Source organism: Psychrobacillus sp. FSL K6-2843, assembly GCF_038626375.1.
GTDB classification, from domain to species: Bacteria; Bacillota; Bacilli; order Bacillales_A; family Planococcaceae; genus Psychrobacillus; species Psychrobacillus faecigallinarum.
In genome coordinates this window covers 2,219,590-2,238,400 of the sequence record NZ_CP152021.1, presented here as the reverse complement: position 1 = coordinate 2,238,400, position 18,811 = coordinate 2,219,590, and the positions used below count along the sequence as shown (strand labels likewise).

Here is an 18,811-nt window from a genome sequence, read left to right as displayed (position 1 = left end):
AATATGATTTAGTTAACAAAAAATTATATTGTTTTCAAAAAATTGAAATACTTAAACGTACTAAAAAGTGCTTGTGAAAGAGATTAATAATAAGTAGAAGAGGGGAATGTATATATATTGAACTGAGATAAAAAAGATAGGGGGATACTTTTTTGATATATGTAAAGTTAATTGTACAAATAATTTTAATATCTTTATTTATTTACTATGTAAGTGGAAAGCTGATGGGTTCCCAAATCAATTTTATGAAAAGAATCCTTTCTGTTTTTATTAGCATTGTGTTTACCTTTTTTGTTTACTGGTATGCTTATTTAAGGAATATTGACTTTCTTTCCGAGGATTTCGTTTATTCATTTATGGACGTCAGCACTATAATATGGATAGGTAGTATGCTTTTGATTTCTATGCTATTGTACTTATTCTTTGAATTATTTGGACCGATGGATAATGGGGAACGAAAATCAAGTACTATGCGACAAAGACCTTTTCTTTTAAGGCTAAGAAGTCAATGGAGAGGTCAAAAAAGAATGCGACAAGTAATTCAAATAGCTGCTAAGAATGGGATTTCTAGAGCTTTGAAATATACCAAGCATAGAGATAACGATTATGAAATGGCAATCGCCTTTCGCGATACACTAGAGCAAGCCGGAGGTATTTTCATAAAGTTTGGTCAGGTACTTTCAACTCGTAAAGACTTGTTTTCTCCTGTATTTATAAGAGAGCTGGAAAAGCTTCAGCAAAATGTGGAGCCATTACATGAATCAGAAGTAAAAAAGATTTTAGATAAATCGTTGCCATGTAGTATGGAAGATATATTTTCATATTTTGATATGATTCCTTTGGCTTCCGCTTCAATTGGTCAAGTACATAAAGCGGTACTGAAAGAAAACAATCAACAGGTTGTTGTCAAATTATTACGTCCCGATGTCAAGTCAATGATTAGGGATGATTTAAATATTTTATTAGAGTTTGTTCGTTGGTTAACAGACAAATCCTCTTGGGCAGAAAGATTGGGCCTATGTGAGCTAGCACTAGGATTTGCAGATAACCTTAAAGAAGAAGTCAATTTTGAAATAGAAAAACGGAATGCAGTTCAAGTCAAAAATGCCCTAAAAAACAGTAAATATGAGGTGAAAATACCTTATGTTTACACCGATTTGAGCAATAAAAACATCATTATTTTTGAGCATGCTTACGGGCAGAGTGTAGCAAATGGCGACACTTTGTTTCAAACACTAAATATAGATCGGGAGGAGTTTGCTCAAACGGTACTCTACTCATTTTTCGATCAAATGCTTTATTCTGGAATTTTTCACGCTGATCCACATCCGGGAAATATCTTCATTGATAAAACAGATGGACTCCCGATTTTGTTAGATTTTGGCGCAGTAGGAAGACTGGCAGAGCCTCAGCAAGAAGGAATGAAGATTTTTTTAATGGGTATTCAGCATAATGACGCTAATATGCTCTATGATGCAGTAACATTGCTTGTAGAAGATCATGATCACATTGATAGAGTAAAAATGGAACAGGCTTTGTCTCAAATCCTTCTTCGAATTTCATACGTAGAACGAATACCAACGGATGAGCTAATTCAAGCGTTCTTTAAGTTAGTTAGAGAATTTGGCTTATCGTTTTATCCTTCCGTAGGAATTGCTATGCGTTCAATCATAACTTTAGAGGGCACGCTTAAGCTAATCCAACCTAAATTTGATATTTTTGCAGAAGCAAAAGAATATTCGTCGGATTATTTGACTTCTCTGTTAAAAAAGCCATTTAAGGAACCAAAAGTTACAAAGGAAAGAATAGAAGAAGAGTTTGCTTTATTGCTACCAGCATTGCGAAAAATACCAAGACGAGTTGATAAGCTCGTCCAAAAAGTGGAAAGTGGAAAAATTATTTTACATCATGATATTTTTTCAGATAAGAATAATGCTCAATTTGTAACTCACCTCTTTTCTCGATTTATTCTATTGTTTGTCGGGATTACTTTTGGAATAATTTCTGTTTCATTACTAGCAATTGCTCAGTTTATAGAAACTGCATATGCTGTATATTTAAATACTGCTGCTTTTGTTGGATTATTTCTATGCGCAGTATTGCTTGTACGTCTCTCCATACAAGCAATTAGATTGATGAAACGACATTAATTTGAATGGATTATACTCCGAACGTCTACAAAGTACCTTGAGACTACCAAGTCTCAAGGTACTTTCTCATTTTAGAAGGTGGTGAAACAAATTCCCATGACTTTCATGCGTGTTACTCATCTATTGGACGTTTCATATCATAATAGGTAGCCTGCCATCTCCAACTGGGGATCTTTTTCAAATTCATCAATTAATAGCAAGCATCTTCACCATGGACAATTTTATGAGCACATATCATGATTTAAATTCTATGTCTGGCTTGACCCATAGCTTTGAAAAATCAACATACCCGAAATGCTTTATATTTATGTTCATTAAATCAGAAGAAAAAGGAATTTGTCTTTTTGAATAATATAAAGGACATGCTAAAGAATCCTCTATTAACATCCGATCAATTTTTTTGTGCAAGGAAGTCCATTCTACAAAAGGGGTATTAGCGTACTTTCTTAATACACATTGATATCTATCTTGTTTTCGTAAGACATTGGCTATAGGAGAATATCCATTAAGAAGAAAATGAAAAAAAGAAAAATTTTGATTCATTTCAAATATTTCCCCATGTATGTATAAATCTACTTCATTATTTGAGTCCCTATTCATAAGATTGTCCTCAAAGGAAACTGTTTTAATCTCTACAGGAACACCATTCTTTGTAAGAATGCCTTTTAACCAAAGAGTAGGTTTGTTTGTATAATCTATTAATTTCAGTATTATAGGTCTCTTAAACTCAGGGCGAGGTATACTATTTAAACGATATTTTTTACTTATTCCAATTAAGCAACCTTCTTCATTGGGTAATAGCCTCTCATCGGCAGTATTTATTTCATTTCGGTATTTGGAAATTATGTAATGAAGATAATGCCGTATTTCAATATCTAAATGTGGATTCATCAATACAATTCCAAAGCCAGAGTCACTTTTAATTGGAAAATAAGTTTGTTGAGCAGATGATGTGCGATAAACGTTCTCAAAATCTACTGGCACTTGAACAAATTCAATTTTATCTAAAAGAGGCCTTTCCCCATAGTAATCTTTAAAGACTACTAATGTAGTGATTGTTGGATTATTTTCTTCTACATAGTAACATCCCGTACCATAAATAAAATCCAAATGCTCCTTATAAATACTTGCATTCATACTTCCTAAAAGCTGTAGGCAGTAACTACAACCTGTTGGATAAGAGATATCTACTATTAATGGAGCAACAGCTTCTATTTTTTCAATTGGCTTACATAATACCGAAAATTGTATATTGTTTTTTAGTTTGCGAAGACATAATACGACATCTTCTGCGGTGAGAATAGAGCCGTCGTGAAAGGAGATATCTTTCTTTAGGTAAAGTCGAAGTTTGGTGTCTGTAATATCCCAACTGTGACAAAGTTCTGGAGAAACTATGCCGCTTTCATCCACAGAAACTAGACGATTATAAATCGTAGCGACCATATTGGCACTATGTGCGTCAGCAGATTTTAACGGATGAAGTGTAAGAAACGGGTTTTTTCTTGGAACAATGAGCTTATCGTCCATTTGCTGTACAAAGCCAAGTTTGTTTTGAAACTTTTTCATCAATCTTTGTCGACACTCTGTTGACCAATCATACATTAAGTATTTACTACTTATTTCTGCGCTTTCAATTTCTAAAATAAGCATGACTTGCTCCTCAAAGCAAGCTTCGACATCCTTTAACCACATTAATTGTGAAGAATTTCCTCTACCTTTTCCAGAGATGAACTTCATCCAGCCCTCAGAGCACCACTTCTGTATATACCTCTTTGTTTGCTTAGTGCTGAAACCTATTATATTTGCAATCTCTTCTTGCTTAATCTTACCTGAAGGGACAGTGTTCCAAAGGGTTAGCAATGAACGATCCATGTAAAACACCTCATTAAGTGGACAACTTATAAAAAAATGTCCATTTTTAAATTCAAAAGTCTAGTTTAATATACTAAATACAAAGGAGGTGTACAATATGAAATGGAAAAACTACCCACAAAATATTAAAGTTCGATTAATTACATCTTTTTTTAACAGAGCTGTTTCATCTGCTGTCATGCCTTTTATGGCATTGTTCTTTGCACAAGAGATGAGCAAAGTATGGGCCGGTTTATTTTTAATAGGCACAGTAGGAGTTAGTTTTCTTATCAGTCTTATTGGAGGATACATTTCAGACCGTCTACCAAGGAAGGGTTTATTAGTAATCACTTCATTTTTAAGTGGATGTATGTTTGTTTGTATGACAGTTAGCTTGTTGCCAAAATCGAATATCATTTGGCTGTTTGCAGCTGCATATACTATATATATTATTACAAGCAGCTTAGGAAGGCCTGCTATGCATGCATTAGTCATTGATTCAACTACTCCTGACAATCGTAAAGAGGTATATGCGTTAGATTATTGGTTAACTAATTTGTCTATGGCTATTGGGGCAGCATTAGGGGGATTACTATATTTAAACCACCAGGTTGAATTGTTTATGTTATTATCATTCACTTCTTTATGCCTGCCGATAGCATATAAAATCTGGTTAATTAACGGACATAATAAGCTTTTGGAAAAGCAGCATCAGAATGTTTTTGTTGATTTAATACATAATTATAAAATTGCTTTTAAGGATAAACCATTTGTTCAGGTAGTTGTAGGTTCCATGTTTATTTTTGCTGCTGAATTTTCATTAAACAGTTATATAGGAGTTCGGTTAGCGGAGACTTTTAAGGTGGTTAATATAGGAGAGTTCGAGCTTGTAGGAGTTCGAATGTTAAGTCTGCTAAATATTGAAAACATGCTTTTAGTTGTTTGTTTAACATTTTTTATAAATAAAATTACTGATCGTTTCAGCAACAGGCATGTTCTGCTTATAGGTTTAGCTTTCTATAGCGTAGGATACATCACCATTACATCTGCTAACACATGGTATATACTTCTACTCTTTAACTTTATAGCTACGGTCGGTGAATTAATCTATTCTCCTGTTAGAAATGCAGAGCAAGCAAATATGATTCCAGCGGATAAAAGAGGATCGTACTCGGCGTTTTCCAATTTCTCTTTTAGCGGAGCAGAGCTAATTGCTCGTTCAACAATCATAATAGGGGCTTATTTAGTACCAACTATGATGTCTGTATACATAGGAATAATATTAATGATAGGAATCGGTTTGTTATATGCAGGTTTGTTTCGGAGAAAACTAGCTATAGTTGTTTAAATAATTTTAAAATGTTTTTGTTCTATATCCTTCTAAGAAAACCTCACACCTTTGAAAGTGTGAGGTTTTTCGGTATATGTGTTTCAGAAAAGAAGACTCTCCAACTGGATGATTGAATCAGAAAATCATTAGATCTCATAGCTATCTCTTTATTGTTATAAAAAATAAGTATAAATAAATTGATTAAAATAATATTTTAAAATTTTCATTGTTTCTTATAATTTTATTTTATATACTATAAATGTGAATTATCTGAAAATTATGTGATAAGGGGGAGGTTTTATGCTAAGGGAAATTATACAGAAGTATATTGAGGAAGAAAAAATCCCAGGTGGAGTTATCCATGTTCAGCGTCATAAAAAAATTCTCTATAGGGATAGCTTCGGTTCTTTTATCACAAGAAATAACGAAAGACAACCTGTTACTTTTAGTACTCTCTTTGACATCGCTTCATTGACCAAGGTGGTTGCAACGCTTCCTGCATTCCTAGTGTTATTAGAAAGAAAACAATTATCTTTAAAGGATCCTGTTCAAAAATATATTTCCCAATTTCGTTATTCAGATATTAATATTGAACACCTTCTATATCATAATAGTGGACTACCAGCAGATTTATCTCCACCTGTTCAAAGGGATGAAAATAGAAAAATTTTAGAAGAGATACTAACAGTTGTTCCACTTTTTAAGCCAGAAAAAGAAGTTGTTTATAGTGATTTAGGGATGATTTTGTTAGGGAAAATTATTGAGGAGGTTTCTGGAGAAGTTTTCGATACATTCGTAGCAAAGGAAGTTTTAACACCAATGGGAATGCATCAAACAATATTTAATCCTAAGGGAGAGATAAGAAATCTAATAGCAACTACTGAAAAGATAAATGATTGCTTTATTCAAGGTGTGGTCCATGATGAAAAAGCATTTTTGTTAAATGGAGTTTCTGGTAGTGCTGGATTATTTTCATGTCTAGACGACCTCGTCCACTATGCACAGTTTTGGTTGAATATTTCAGAGCATTCTGTGTTTGATCCTGTTTGGTTACAAAATTGCCATCAAAACACTTTTAAGCACAGAGGCTTAGGATTTGAAGTATGGAATGGTATAGATACAGAAGTAACCATTAATAGCAGTTGGTCCAGAGGTTCGTTCGGGCATACAGGTTTTACTGGAACCTCGGTATGGATGGATCCAAAGGAGGAACTGTTTGTAGTATTACTAACTAATGCTATCCATTACGGGAGGGATGCGCCAAAGAAGGAATTTAGGCAGGCAATTCATAAAAGCGTTTACGACATGTATATCAAAAAAGGGGCGTATAAAAATGAAACAATGGATTAAAAATGGACTCTTAGTCCTTACAATCATGTTATTAACTTTTGTCATGGCTGCTTGCGCAGATGACAAAGATAATGATTCTTCATCAACAGGCTCTGAAAATGGTGGAGATAAGATAACTACATCAGCAGAAAAGGAAACAATAAATTTGACCATTGGCAGTTGGAGAACTGAAGATGTTTCTAAGTATGAAAAAGTAATTGCTCTTTTTAACGAAACGCATCCAGAAATAAAAGTAGAATTCAGTCCCACTAAAAATACGGAATATAATACAGTTTTAAATACTGCTTTACAAGCTGGAGAAGGTCCGGATATTTTTCACTTGCGTCCATATGGTGCTGGTTTAAAGCTAGTGGATGCTGGATTCGTTGAGCCGATTACTGGCTTAGAAGGGTTAAAACAATACTCGGAGGAATTCTTGGCAGCCTCTCGAGGAGCAGACGGAGAGCAATATGGTGTGCCATTAAACATTAGCTCTACTCAATTTTTCTATAACAAAAAAATATTTGCTGAACAAGGAATTGAAGTTCCAACTACTTGGGATGAATTCATAGCGGTCAATGAAAAACTTTTAAAAGCAGGAGTAACCCCAATTGCTATGGGTACTAAAGAAGGCTGGTTACTATCATTAACACATGGAATCTTAGGTGCAGGAGTTATGGATGGTAATTCGTTTGCAGATAAACTTGTAAAAGGAGAAACAAATTTTGCTGACCCTTCATTTGTAGAGTCAATCAAAGCGATGAATGATTTGAAGAAATATTTCCCAGCAAACTCTGAGGGCTTAGGTATGGACGATATTCGTACATTGTTTGCAATGGAACAAGCAGCAATGTTTCCGCTTGGTAGTTGGGAAATACCTGTCATAAACGATTTAAACGGAGATTTGGATTACGGTTATTTTGCAATGCCTTCTAAAGAAGGAAATCAAACAGTAACTTCGTGGGTAGATGGTTCATTTGCTATTAATGCTAATTCTAAAAACAAAGATGCTGCTAAGGAGTTCCTACAATTTCTAACAACTAAGGAATTTGGAGAGCTATTTGTTAAAGAATTTAATATGATTAGCGCGATTCCTGGAATTAGCTCTGAAAATGAACTTCTTAGTGAGTTAAGTAAAGAGGTGGAATCCAAATCGACGCCATATTACTGGGTTATCAATTTTGCCGGTGGAGATCCAACGACAAAAACTGTTTTAGAAACTGAACTTCAAGGGATGTATTTAGGTCAAGTAACACCTGAGGAAGTAGCGGATAAGGTACAGAAAAGTGCTGAATCTTGGTTTACACCTTTCCAATAATAAAAAGGAGGCTGTGATAAATGTCAGAAAAAACAGCTCCAATAAAACGATCAAAGAAGGGAAAAGGGTGGACTATACACCTTTTTCCTATCCCTATATTAATCATTTATGGGATGTTTGTACTTTATCCTATACTGGCTGCATTATCCTACAGCTTTTTCTCCTTTAAGGGGTTCTCTAGAGATGCTTTTGTTGGCTTAGACAATTTTGTCACTCTATTTACTACGGAGCCTTATGGTTCTATGTTCTGGAACGCTTTTTCACATAATGTACTTTACTTTTGTATTCAAATGGTTGTAATGAATGGATTAGCGTTTTTATTAGCTTTTATCATCTACAAAAAAGTAAAGGGAGCAGAATTTTTTAAGGTTGCCTTTTTCTTACCACGGTTGCTATCTGTAATCGTTGTAGGTTTCTTATGGAAGTTAATATTAAACCCAAATTTCGGAACTTTAAATCTTATATTGGGAAAGCTTGGATTAGAAAATCTGCAAAGAGCTTGGCTAGGTGAACAAGAAACTGCTTTAATCTCTATTATTTTAGTAAACTGTTGGTTTGGTTTAGGTTTTGGAGTTCTCATATTTTTAGCTGGTTTTCAAAATATCCCAGGGGAATTGATTGAAGCTGCCAAGCTAGATGGAGCAAAAGGCTTTACGATGTTAAGGAAAATATTCATTCCATTGATGATTCCATCTATCTTAATCATGACGGTCTTAACTTTTATCCAATCATTTGAGGCATTTGAGCTGATATATGCTATGCAGGGCTCGATGGGTGAGCCGTATTATTCAACAGATACACTGGCTGTTTTCTTTTATCGGTTAGCCTTTGGTAGTTCTACAGCTTCTAGTTCTACTGCAATTGGTCTAGGTTCAGCCCTTGCGACTGTTTTGTTTTTCTTCATATTAATATGTACAATGATTTTCTTGAAGTTTATGAATAAAAAAGAAGTCCAAATGTAAGAGGGTGAAAAAGTATGGAGAAAAATTCAATTTGGATTAGGCCAATCTATTATGTAATTATGTTTGCTGTTGCCACGATAAGTTTGTATCCAATCTTTTTAATGTTTCTTTCCTCCTTCAAATCGAGTGCAGAAATATTTAAGAATCCTTTAGGACTACCTACGAGCTTCAGCTTAGATACTTATAGAACTCTCTTAAGTAAAATACCTTTTGATCAGTATTTTATAAACAGTGTTATTGTAAGTGTCACCTCTGTAGTACTAGTGGTGATTTTTTGTTCATTAGCTGCTTTTTATATCGCCCGTTTCAATTTTAGCTGGAACAATGCAATTTTCTTTTTATTTTTATTGGGAATGATGATACCAATAAAACTAGGAATTGTACCATTATTTATATTAATGCGTGATCTTGGTCTAATTAACTCCTTGTGGTCCTTAATCTTTATGAATATAGCAACCGGTACCCCTATTACGATGCTTATATTAACTGGCTTTTTCAGGACTTTGCCTTTGGAGTTAGAGGAGGCTGCTAGAATTGATGGGGCAGGCAACCTACGCACTCTATGGCATGTCCTTCTTCCTCTCATGAGACCTGCATTAGGAACTGTTGTCATTATTAACTTCATCGCTTCTTGGAATGACTTCTTCTTCCCGCTTATTTTTATAACGGAGAAAGCAAAGATGACAATTCCTGTTGGTATGCTCTCTCTTTTTGGTGAGCATTCTGCTGATTGGGGCTCATTGTTTGCTGGTCTGACTCTAGCATCCTTACCAATGATGGTTCTATTCTTAATAGCATCTAAGCAGTTTATGGAAGGATTAACGGCGGGAGCAGTGAAGTAATTTGATTAGTGAGTGTTTGTACAAACTCCAGAAATGCAAATAAATATATTGGTTGAATAAATGTAAATCAATGGAAGGTTTGACATTAATGATTCAATTGGATAAATTATCAACAGAGCGACATAACCCTAAAACAACGGAATTAGACATGATGTCTGTCACTGAAATTCTTCACATAATGAATGAAGAGGATCAAAAAGTAGCGAATGCAATAACAAGGATCTTACCAAAAATAGAAAGTGCGATAGAGATAGTATATGAAAAGCTCACTGCCCAAGGAAGACTATTTTATATGGGAGCTGGAACTAGTGGCCGATTAGGCTTGCTAGACGCGGTTGAATGCCCTCCAACGTTTAGTACTGATCCAAATATGGTTCAGGCTGTATTAGCTGGAGGTTTAGATGCAGTCATGGTTGCAGTAGAGGGGGCAGAGGATAACTTTGATTTAGGAATAGCAGACTTAATGTATAGGAAATTTAGTTCTAATGATGTTGTTATTGGGATCGCAGCTAGTGGGAGAACTCCATATGTAGCAGGTGGACTTTCTTATGCCCAATCAATTGGTGCAAAAACAATTAGTTTAACTAGTAATACCGAATCTTTGATTAGCACGTATGCAGATGTTGCAATCGAAGTCGATACAGGTCCCGAGATTTTGACAGGCTCAACTAGACTAAAGGCAGCGACAGCACATAAAATGGTGCTAAATATGATTTCTACTGTAGCTATGATAAGGCTCGGGAAAGTATACAAAAACCTCATGGTGGATGTACGTGCGAGTAATCATAAGCTTCAAGAAAGGGCAAAAAAAATTGTTTGTGAGGCCACAGGTTTTACATATGAAGAAGCCGAGCTAGCATTAGAAGAAACCGAATATAATGTTAAACAAGCTATTATTATGATATTAACCAAGACAAATGCACAGGAAGCTGCAATATTGCTTCAAAAGGCAAACGGTAAAGTAAGGTTAGCGATTATTGAAGGTGGAGCGGAAGAGTAGCCCATTTCAAACAAACAAAAAACAGATAGAATTTCTAGGGATAATCATTAACTTTTTCTATATTCATATAATCATAGCTAACAACTTTAATATACTATAGAACTTTTATACCTCCCTTTTCTTAGGGAGGTTTTTGTTATTTATGAAATCCCGAGTATTAGCGTAGCGAATGTTTTATCGACATTAATCGTATATATAAGTAGCGTGGTAATTATTCTTCAGAAGGATGTGTAAATAGATGAAACTGATTTCTAGAACACCGTCCTCTAAAAGAGGATATGGTATTTTTTTAATAGTCCTTGTTTTTGTTATTGTTTTAAGCATTGTTTGGTTGATGAAAAAAGAAGACACTCAGAGTTCTGTCGATTTATCGGAGAGCATCAAATTAGCTGCTATATCCATATTAGAGAAAGATCCTAATATAACGGATTTCACGATTGATAATATTAAACAAAGTCATAGAAACAATGAATCAGAAGAGGTGTATATACTTACATTCTCCATTAAACCGATAGACCCAGCGAATTTCATACTAACTGGAGGAGGGGTAAAGGGGGAGAATGGTTGGATACACGAACGTGTCAATTATGTGACAGTCAAGGATAGTGAGACATTAGTTTTTAGTTCCAATCCATCGGAAGACCATTAGCAAGGAAAGGAGAAGCATGCCCATGAAGTTAATCTCAACCACTCCCTATCAAAAAATAGTAATGTTAAAATTAACTTTATTGATGCTATGTTTTTTCGTAATTATTACTGTTCCTTTTTGGTTTTTCTTTTTAAGAGGTGGATCAGAAGAAGATGAATTAAGAGAAAGAATTACAGAAACGGCAAAAGAAATTTTGAAAAGTGATGAAATTATAAATGAATTTACTCTGGATAATTTGGAGCTAAGTTATACAACTGATTCTTCTGAAGATGTATATAGATTGGAGTTTTCTGTAAAGACCATTAATCCGGATAGCTTTATCTTAGCAGGGAGAGGGGTTAGAGGAGAGGATGGATGGGTACATCAGCTTGAAAATTACATAACCGTCAGGAATGATAATAGTCTTGTGTTTAGTACCGTTCCTGAAGATGATGGTCATTAACTACAGTTACTTAGCATTGTACACTGTCATCCAAATCCTGATAATTTTATATACGTATGTTGTTATACTTGGCAAAATAGTAGTTTAAATGTCTCTTTATACTCAATTCTTTTCCTCGAGTGGTTCGCAGCAAAGATACCGTTTCCTTTTTCAAGCTCTGATTTAAACTGCTTAGAACACTTGTCCAAGCGTTATCATGCCAATATAAAGCCTCATTCCAATCTTCTGTTTTAGAAAATCCGCTATGAATAAGATTTATCTTTGTTAAATTTGTTTCATTTTCTTCTAATGTAATTTCAATAATAGTCAGGTTGTCTTCCACATTCATGATTTCAGCAAATGAATCGGGAGCCTTCCACGTAAACATTAGTTTTTGCCTTTCAACTAGATCGATTATTTTGCATCCCTTTGTATTCATTTGCTTGAGATTTCCAGGTATAAAATAAAGTTCATATTTCCCACCTATACAAGGCTCTATAATGGCAGTTGGAGCGAACCATTGAGATACAATATTATTATTCATCCATGCATTCCATACAATGTATATAGAAGATTCTACATGTAAGTCTTTTTTATTTGAACTATCTCCGTATCATTCTTCATTTTCGAACCTCCTAATCTTTTATATTTTAATATTATTTTAACTATACTGAATAGTTAATAATATTATTTGTTTGATGGGAAAATAAATTCTTTCCAACTTGTTAGACCAATTAAACAAATAGAAATTCCTATCAATACCCCTTGTATTCTCGGAGCTATGAAAATGTCCTTTCCGATCCACATGAAGAATATAGAACAGACGGATAGGGAGAGGAAACAAACTAATAAAGACATTAGTTTCTTTTTACGAAGTAAGAAAAGACTAGTGAGTGCAAAGCCCTCTGGAATATGGTGTAAGATGGTAGAAGTAGTAATCGCGATTGGAAACATTTGATTGTTAAGCAACGAACCAAGAGTTAGGCTTAAAGGAATTGTATGTAAAAATAGTCCGAAAATCAATGGAGTCATAGAGCTCACATGCTTCTTTTCGTTATGTGAGTGAAGAACCGTTAGGCTATAAAAGAAATAACCAATGATAAATCCTAGAAGCAAACTTAGCTTTTCATAGGATTCAAGGGATTCTGGAATAATCTCAAAAACTAATAGACCGACCAATAATAATCCACACAATAACCCTAATGCTCTATTAAACTTCTGATGGAACATTTCATATGCTAAAAGAGCAATGGTTCCTCCACTGACAAGACTAATAAATAAAAGTATACCCATAAAGACAAATATCATATTTTACCTCTTTCGTTTAAGTTTGATAACATAATGAAATGAGCTTATATAAGGCTATATTAAAATTATATGTATGTTCGTTAGCGAGCAGAAGGAGAGTTAAATTGCTTAAAGAATTTAATATCCTGAATAAAGGTTACTTTCTGACAAGGGACAAAATCACTTTATTACCATGAAGCACTCATGTAGAATAGAAATATAACAATAATTATACAAGGGGGAAGCGAAAGCGTTCATATGACTATAAACGACATGAAGCAAACCAATTTTACCGAAGCAAGCTTTGCTGATTGGGAGCAGGCTGCAATTAAGTCATTAAAGGGAAAATCGTTGGAATCTTTGGAAACTAAAACTTTAGAAGATATTATTTTGAAACCGCTTTATACATTGGCAGACTTAACAAATATTTCTTTAGACCAAACTAATACAGTAAGACATTCTAAAGAAACTGCTAATTGGAAGGTCGCGCAGCACTCTACAGCAAACACAGCTGAAGAAATTATTGTAGATATGAAGGAAAACCTATCTAAAGGAAATGATTTGATCAATTACAAGGTCGATGCTATTCATGAATGGAGTCCTTCTCAAATAGAAGAACTAAAAATACTGTTCCAAGAACATGAGGTATTATTGGATGTTGAAAATAATCCTAGTTTTCTGGATCACTTTGACGAATTACATGGCTTTATAATTGGAGCCGACAGAAAGCTTACAGGTGCTAGATCATTACATTTAGACGGCACCCAACTACATAAGGCTGGTGGAGACGTAGTTAGTGAACTAGCAAGTGTATTAGTTCAAGCAGATACACTAGCACATTTAAATGGTATTGAAGAACTAGAAGAAAAGGCATTTGTGCAATTTTCTATCGACACAAATTTCTTTATGGAAATTGCTAAGTTGAGAGCATTTAGAGTGCTTTGGAAGGCTTTTGGCGAAGCCTTTGGAAAAGAAAATATCAATGCTATCCCAGTTTATACTGAAACTTCTCTACGCTCTTTTTCGGCTCTAGATTCTAATGTAAACCTATTGCGTGCAGGTAATAGTATATTGTCTAGCGTTTTGGGCGGTGCAGATATAGTTTCTAGCTATCCACATAATTATCTTTCCGAGATAACTCCAACTTCTAAGCGCATTGCCCGTAACATGCAGCTTGTTTTAAAGGAAGAAACACATATTCAACGTGTTATTGATGCCGCGGGTGGTTCTTACTATATTGAGTCATTGACTAAGCAATTGGTTGAGAAGACTTGGGCATATTTTATAGATTTAATGAAGGACAGCTCTCCAGAATCGAGGGAAAGTATGTTGCTGCAACGTGCTTCAGAGAAATGGGAGCTACAGCTAAAAGCAGTATCAACCCGTAAAAAATCTCTCATCGGTACGAATAATTACGCTAATCCAGAGGACGGACTGGAGGAAATTGTTATACAATCCGACTATAGACGATTGGCAGAACCATTTGAGCATTTGCGCAAAGCTTTTAAGCAATATCAGCTAAAAGCGGCTATACTTCCATATGGAGTTTTGAAGGAGTATAAACCAAGAATGGATTATATTAATGGCTACTTGAATGCCATTGGAATAACTCCAGTTATCGCACAAGAGAATTTAAAACCATTTGATTTACAACAATGGATTAACAATGAAAATATTCAATATGCGATTTTTGTCGGAAGTGATGAGCAGACAGCTGGACTAGTGCCTGCTTTATTAAACGAAAAGCTATCCGTACCGTTAGATGTAGCGGGGAAATTTGCAGAGTATGATGATTGGCTTGAGGCTGGTCTATCTGGATCTATTTATGCTGGCCAATCAATGCTTGTAAAAGGAAAGGAATTATTAGCATTAGCTCAAAAGGAGGGCTCACATGACAACGCCTAATTACGAAGCTGTGTCTATAGATGACGTATTAAAAAAAGCAGTAGGAAAGCATGCAGAAAATGACAACACATCTTTTGTGTCCAATGAAGGTATAAAATTGAAGAAAGAATATACAAAGGAGGATATAGAAAAGTTAAAACATTTAAATGATTTACCTGGTATAGCTCCTAATACACGTGGACCCTATCCTACTATGTATGTTTCTAAACCTTGGACAGTACGACAGTATGCAGGGTTTTCAACTGCGGAAGAAAGTAATGCATTTTATAGAAGAAACTTAGCTATGGGACAAAAGGGTTTGTCGGTTGCATTCGATTTGGCAACCCACAGAGGTTATGATTCCGATCATGAGCGAGTGACAGGTGACGTTGGTAAAGCAGGTGTGGCGATTGATTCGGTTGAGGATATGAAAATTCTATTTGATGGTATTCCTTTAGACCAAATGTCTGTATCAATGACGATGAACGGCGCAGTGCTGCCCATTATGGCTTTTTATATTGTAACTGCCGAGGAACAAGGTGTAACTCCAGAACAGCTTGCTGGTACAATTCAAAATGATATTTTAAAAGAATATATGGTGCGTAATACTTATATTTATACACCGGAAATGTCCATGAAAATAATCTCTGATATTTTTGCATACACTGCACAGCATATGCCAAAGTTCAACTCTATTTCCATATCCGGATATCATATGCAGGAAGCAGGAGCCACTGCAGACATTGAGTTAGCGTATACACTTGCAGATGGATTAGAATATGTTCGTACAGGTATAAAAGCAGGAATTGAGATAGATTCTTTTGCTCCAAGACTTTCTTTCTTTTGGGCAATCGGTATGAACTACTTCATGGAAATAGCTAAAATGAGAGCGGCTAGAAGAATATGGGCTCAAATGATGAAGAGCTTTAATCCTAAAAATCCAAAAACCTTAGCTTTACGTACCCACTCGCAGACATCTGGATGGAGTCTCACTGAGCAGGATCCATTTAACAATGTGACACGTACACTTGTGGAAGCAAATGCTGCTGCGATGGGACATACTCAATCGTTGCATACTAACGCTTTAGATGAAGCAATAGCTCTTCCTACAGATTTTTCGGCGAGAATAGCTAGAAATACACAGCTTTTCTTACAAGAAGAAACAAATATGACAAAAGTTATAGATCCGTGGGGCGGTTCATATTATGTAGAAGCATTAACAAATGAATTAATGGAAAAAGCATGGACATTAATAGAAGAAATTGAAGAATTGGGTGGAATGGCAAAAGCAATTGAAACGGGACTGCCTAAGATGAAAATTGAAGAAGCTGCTGCTAAAAAACAAGCACAAATAGATTCATCCAAAGAGATTATCATAGGGGTAAATAAGTACCGCCTAGATCAAGAGGATGCAATCGATATTTTGAATATCGATAATACTGTCGTTCGTCAAAAACAAATGGAACGCTTGGCAAGTGTAAAAGCTAATCGAGATGAGAAATCAGTTAAGGAAGCTCTATTAGCTTTAACGGAAGCTGCTAAAACAGGCAAAGAGAATCTTTTAGCTGCAGCTGTAAATGCCGCTCGACAAAGAGCGACCATAGGAGAAATATCGGATGCAATTGAGGTAGTTGCAGGGAGACATAAGGCGGTGATTCGCTCCGTGAGTGGAGTTTATAGTGCTAATTTTAGTGATGCTGAAGAAATTCAATCAGTGAAGCAAATGGCAGAAGATTTTAAAGAAAACGAGGGAAGACGTCCTCGTATTTTAATCGCCAAAATGGGACAAGATGGACATGACCGTGGTGCTAAGGTAATCGCAACCGCATTTGCTGACTTAGGTTTTGATGTAGATATTAGTCCATTATTCCAAACTCCTGCTGAAACAGCACAACAGGCAGTAGAAAATGATGTGCATGTAGTAGGAGTAAGTTCTCTTGCCGCAGGGCATATGACCCTCGTTCCATCCTTAAAAGAGGAACTTGCAAGACTAGGACGTGAAGATATTTTAATCGTCGTTGGTGGAGTGATCCCAGCGCAAGACTATGCTTTTTTACGTGAGAATGGTGCTTCAGCTATTTTTGGTCCAGGAACAGTTATTCCAGTTGCAGCTCAAAAGGTTATAGAGGAGATCTATAAACGTCTTGGCTACGAGGAAGTGGAAGGCTAATGGCTGATGAGGATAAAGTAACATCTTCTCTACATGTCAAGGGTGGTATTATATCTCAGCACGATGGTATGGGCAAGTCCTCTGTAAAAAAGTTTTCAAAGAAGAAATCTCTTACTATTGACATTCAGAGTTACAATCACGAGATTCAAGCAGGCTCACGCTTACATTTAGCAAAGGCAATTACATTTATTGAAAGCACTTCCTCGGAACAACAAGAGATAGGTCAACAAATTTTGAAAATGTTGCTTCCATACACAGGAAATAGTATACGCATTGGTATTACTGGGGTGCCTGGTGTAGGAAAAAGTACTTTCATAGAAGCATTCGGAAAAATGTTATGTGATTTAGGTCATAAAGTAGCTGTATTAGCAATAGATCCTAGTTCCTCCCTCACCGGAGGAAGTATACTAGGGGATAAAACAAGGATGGAAGAGCTAGCCAAGCATCCGAATGCTTTTATAAGGCCATCTCCTTCCGCGGGAACACTTGGTGGAGTGCATAAAAAGTCTAGAGAGACTATGCTACTATGTGAGGCTGCCGGATATGACATCATACTAGTCGAAACAGTAGGAGTAGGACAAAGTGAAACGATTGTTCGAGGGATGGTAGACTTCTTCCTTCTTCTAGCCTTAACAGGAGCTGGTGACGAACTTCAAGGGATGAAGAAAGGCATAATGGAGCTCGCTGATGCAATCGTTGTCAATAAAGCAGATGGACATAACGAAAGTTTAGCTAAAAAAACGGTTGCAGAATATAAACAAATATTGCATTTCCTAGCACCTTCCGCTCCGAATTGGACAACACCAGCACTCGCTGTATCCTCTCTACACAAAAAGGGGCTGGACCTTGTATGGGAAACCATTAAGAGCTTCGAAGGAAAGATGACACAACAGCATTTCTGGCAAAATAGAAGAAAAGAGCAAACTGTAAATTGGTTCAATGAGATGATAGTGAATCGTTTATATGATGACTTTTTTTCTTCCATTCAGAGAAAGCAGAGGATGAAACTGTTAGAACAGCAAGTGAGAGAAGAGAAAATGACTGTTTCGCAAGCGATTGAGGAGTTATTTTCCTCGAATTCTTATCAATAATCTGATAAACTAAATCTAGTTTGAAAAGGAGAGTTGTAAAATGAATATGGATTTTAACTTACTAATGAATGATATGATTATACAAGCGCGTAGTGAAATGGAAAATAGTGGTTATGAACAACTAACTACCCCAGAAGAAGTGGAAGCTGCTTTTGCTAGAACAGGTACAACTCTTGTTATGGTAAACTCAGTTTGTGGTTGTGCTGGAGGGATTGCTCGTCCTGCTGCAGCAAACGCTGTACATTACGATAAACGCCCAGATCATTTAGTAACTGTTTTTGCAGGACAAGATAAACTAGCTACACAACAAGCACGTAATATGTTTGGAGACGAACATTTACCTTCTTCTCCATCATTTGTTTTATTAAAAGATGGACAAGCAGTTGCTGAAATTGGTCGTCATGAAATAGAAGGTCACGCACCAACTTCTGTTATTACTCATCTTCAAGCATTATTCGAAGAGTATTGCGAGGAAGTCTAATACAAAAAAACAGCGGAAGCATAAATTGCTACCGCTGTTTTTAAAT

The 18,811-nt window shown here is 35.6% G+C and carries 16 protein-coding genes; 13 read left to right on the top strand and 3 right to left on the bottom strand.

Features of this window, described 5'->3' with window-relative positions; all coding sequences use genetic code 11:
• Positions 1-152: 152 nt before the first annotated feature.
• Positions 153-2,150 (top strand): AarF/UbiB family protein, encoded by a 1,998-nt coding sequence (locus MKY94_RS11265; protein WP_151109600.1) that lies wholly within the window; start codon positions 153-155, stop codon positions 2,148-2,150.
• Positions 2,151-2,384: 234 nt separating this feature from the next.
• Here MKY94_RS11265 and MKY94_RS11260 read toward each other — a convergent pair whose 3' ends face one another.
• A complete protein-coding gene (locus tag MKY94_RS11260) occupies positions 2,385-4,022 on the bottom strand; it encodes an ABC transporter substrate-binding protein (protein WP_342577078.1) in 1,638 nt (545 codons plus the stop codon).
• Between the two features lie 97 nt (positions 4,023-4,119).
• Here MKY94_RS11260 and MKY94_RS11255 point away from each other — a divergent pair, with 97 nt between their 5' ends.
• The 8 genes from MKY94_RS11255 (at position 4,120) to MKY94_RS11220 (ending at position 11,873) form a co-directional block, all read left to right on the top strand.
• Positions 4,120-5,349 (top strand): MFS transporter, encoded by a 1,230-nt coding sequence (locus tag MKY94_RS11255; RefSeq protein ID WP_151109604.1) that lies wholly within the window; start codon positions 4,120-4,122, stop codon positions 5,347-5,349.
• Between the two features lie 282 nt (positions 5,350-5,631).
• Positions 5,632-6,681 carry a serine hydrolase domain-containing protein gene (locus tag MKY94_RS11250; RefSeq protein ID WP_151109606.1) on the top strand — a complete coding sequence of 350 codons (1,050 nt, stop codon included), beginning with the start codon at positions 5,632-5,634 and terminating at the stop codon, positions 6,679-6,681.
• Entirely contained in the window at positions 6,665-7,978 is a 1,314-nt protein-coding gene (locus tag MKY94_RS11245) for an extracellular solute-binding protein (protein WP_342577077.1), read from the top strand. The genes MKY94_RS11250 and MKY94_RS11245 overlap by 17 nt, the downstream gene beginning before the upstream one ends.
• A 20-nt stretch (positions 7,979-7,998) precedes the next feature.
• Entirely contained in the window at positions 7,999-8,940 is a 942-nt protein-coding gene (locus tag MKY94_RS11240) for a sugar ABC transporter permease (RefSeq protein ID WP_144536126.1), read from the top strand.
• Between the two features lie 14 nt (positions 8,941-8,954).
• Positions 8,955-9,782 carry a carbohydrate ABC transporter permease gene (locus MKY94_RS11235; RefSeq protein WP_144536128.1) on the top strand — a complete coding sequence of 276 codons (828 nt, stop codon included), beginning with the start codon at positions 8,955-8,957 and terminating at the stop codon, positions 9,780-9,782.
• 88 nt (positions 9,783-9,870) lie between these two features.
• Positions 9,871-10,782: an N-acetylmuramic acid 6-phosphate etherase gene (gene murQ / locus MKY94_RS11230; RefSeq protein ID WP_151109610.1), complete on the top strand. Its 912-nt coding sequence runs from the start codon at positions 9,871-9,873 to the stop codon at positions 10,780-10,782.
• Between the two features lie 238 nt (positions 10,783-11,020).
• On the top strand, positions 11,021-11,431 hold the full coding sequence (locus MKY94_RS11225) for a hypothetical protein (protein ID WP_144536130.1): 411 nt from the start codon (positions 11,021-11,023) through the stop codon (positions 11,429-11,431).
• Positions 11,432-11,453: 22 nt separating this feature from the next.
• Positions 11,454-11,873 carry a hypothetical protein gene (locus MKY94_RS11220; protein WP_151109613.1) on the top strand — a complete coding sequence of 140 codons (420 nt, stop codon included), beginning with the start codon at positions 11,454-11,456 and terminating at the stop codon, positions 11,871-11,873.
• Between the two features lie 46 nt (positions 11,874-11,919).
• On the opposite strand, the gene MKY94_RS11215 is transcribed toward MKY94_RS11220, so the two are convergent.
• Complete coding sequence (locus tag MKY94_RS11215; protein ID WP_342578680.1) at positions 11,920-12,414, bottom strand: SRPBCC domain-containing protein; 495 nt, start codon at positions 12,412-12,414, stop codon at positions 11,920-11,922.
• 125 nt (positions 12,415-12,539) lie between these two features.
• Positions 12,540-13,160 (bottom strand): zinc transporter family protein, encoded by a 621-nt coding sequence (locus MKY94_RS11210; protein WP_144536136.1) that lies wholly within the window; start codon positions 13,158-13,160, stop codon positions 12,540-12,542.
• Positions 13,161-13,412: 252 nt separating this feature from the next.
• Here MKY94_RS11210 and MKY94_RS11205 point away from each other — a divergent pair, with 252 nt between their 5' ends.
• The 4 genes from MKY94_RS11205 to MKY94_RS11190 are packed head-to-tail and all read left to right on the top strand — an operon-like array spanning position 13,413 to position 18,765.
• The gene (locus MKY94_RS11205; protein ID WP_342577076.1) at positions 13,413-15,044 is read left to right on the top strand and encodes a methylmalonyl-CoA mutase family protein; all 1,632 of its coding nucleotides are present in this window, start codon (positions 13,413-13,415) and stop codon (positions 15,042-15,044) included.
• Complete coding sequence (gene scpA / locus MKY94_RS11200; protein WP_144536140.1) at positions 15,031-17,193, top strand: methylmalonyl-CoA mutase; 2,163 nt, start codon at positions 15,031-15,033, stop codon at positions 17,191-17,193. The genes MKY94_RS11205 and scpA overlap by 14 nt, the downstream gene beginning before the upstream one ends.
• Complete coding sequence (gene meaB / locus MKY94_RS11195; RefSeq protein WP_342577075.1) at positions 17,193-18,284, top strand: methylmalonyl Co-A mutase-associated GTPase MeaB; 1,092 nt, start codon at positions 17,193-17,195, stop codon at positions 18,282-18,284. Before scpA ends, meaB begins: the two co-directional genes overlap by 1 nt.
• Before the next feature lie 40 nt (positions 18,285-18,324).
• The gene (locus tag MKY94_RS11190; protein ID WP_144536144.1) at positions 18,325-18,765 is read left to right on the top strand and encodes a BrxA/BrxB family bacilliredoxin; all 441 of its coding nucleotides are present in this window, start codon (positions 18,325-18,327) and stop codon (positions 18,763-18,765) included.
• Positions 18,766-18,811 lie beyond the last annotated feature (46 nt).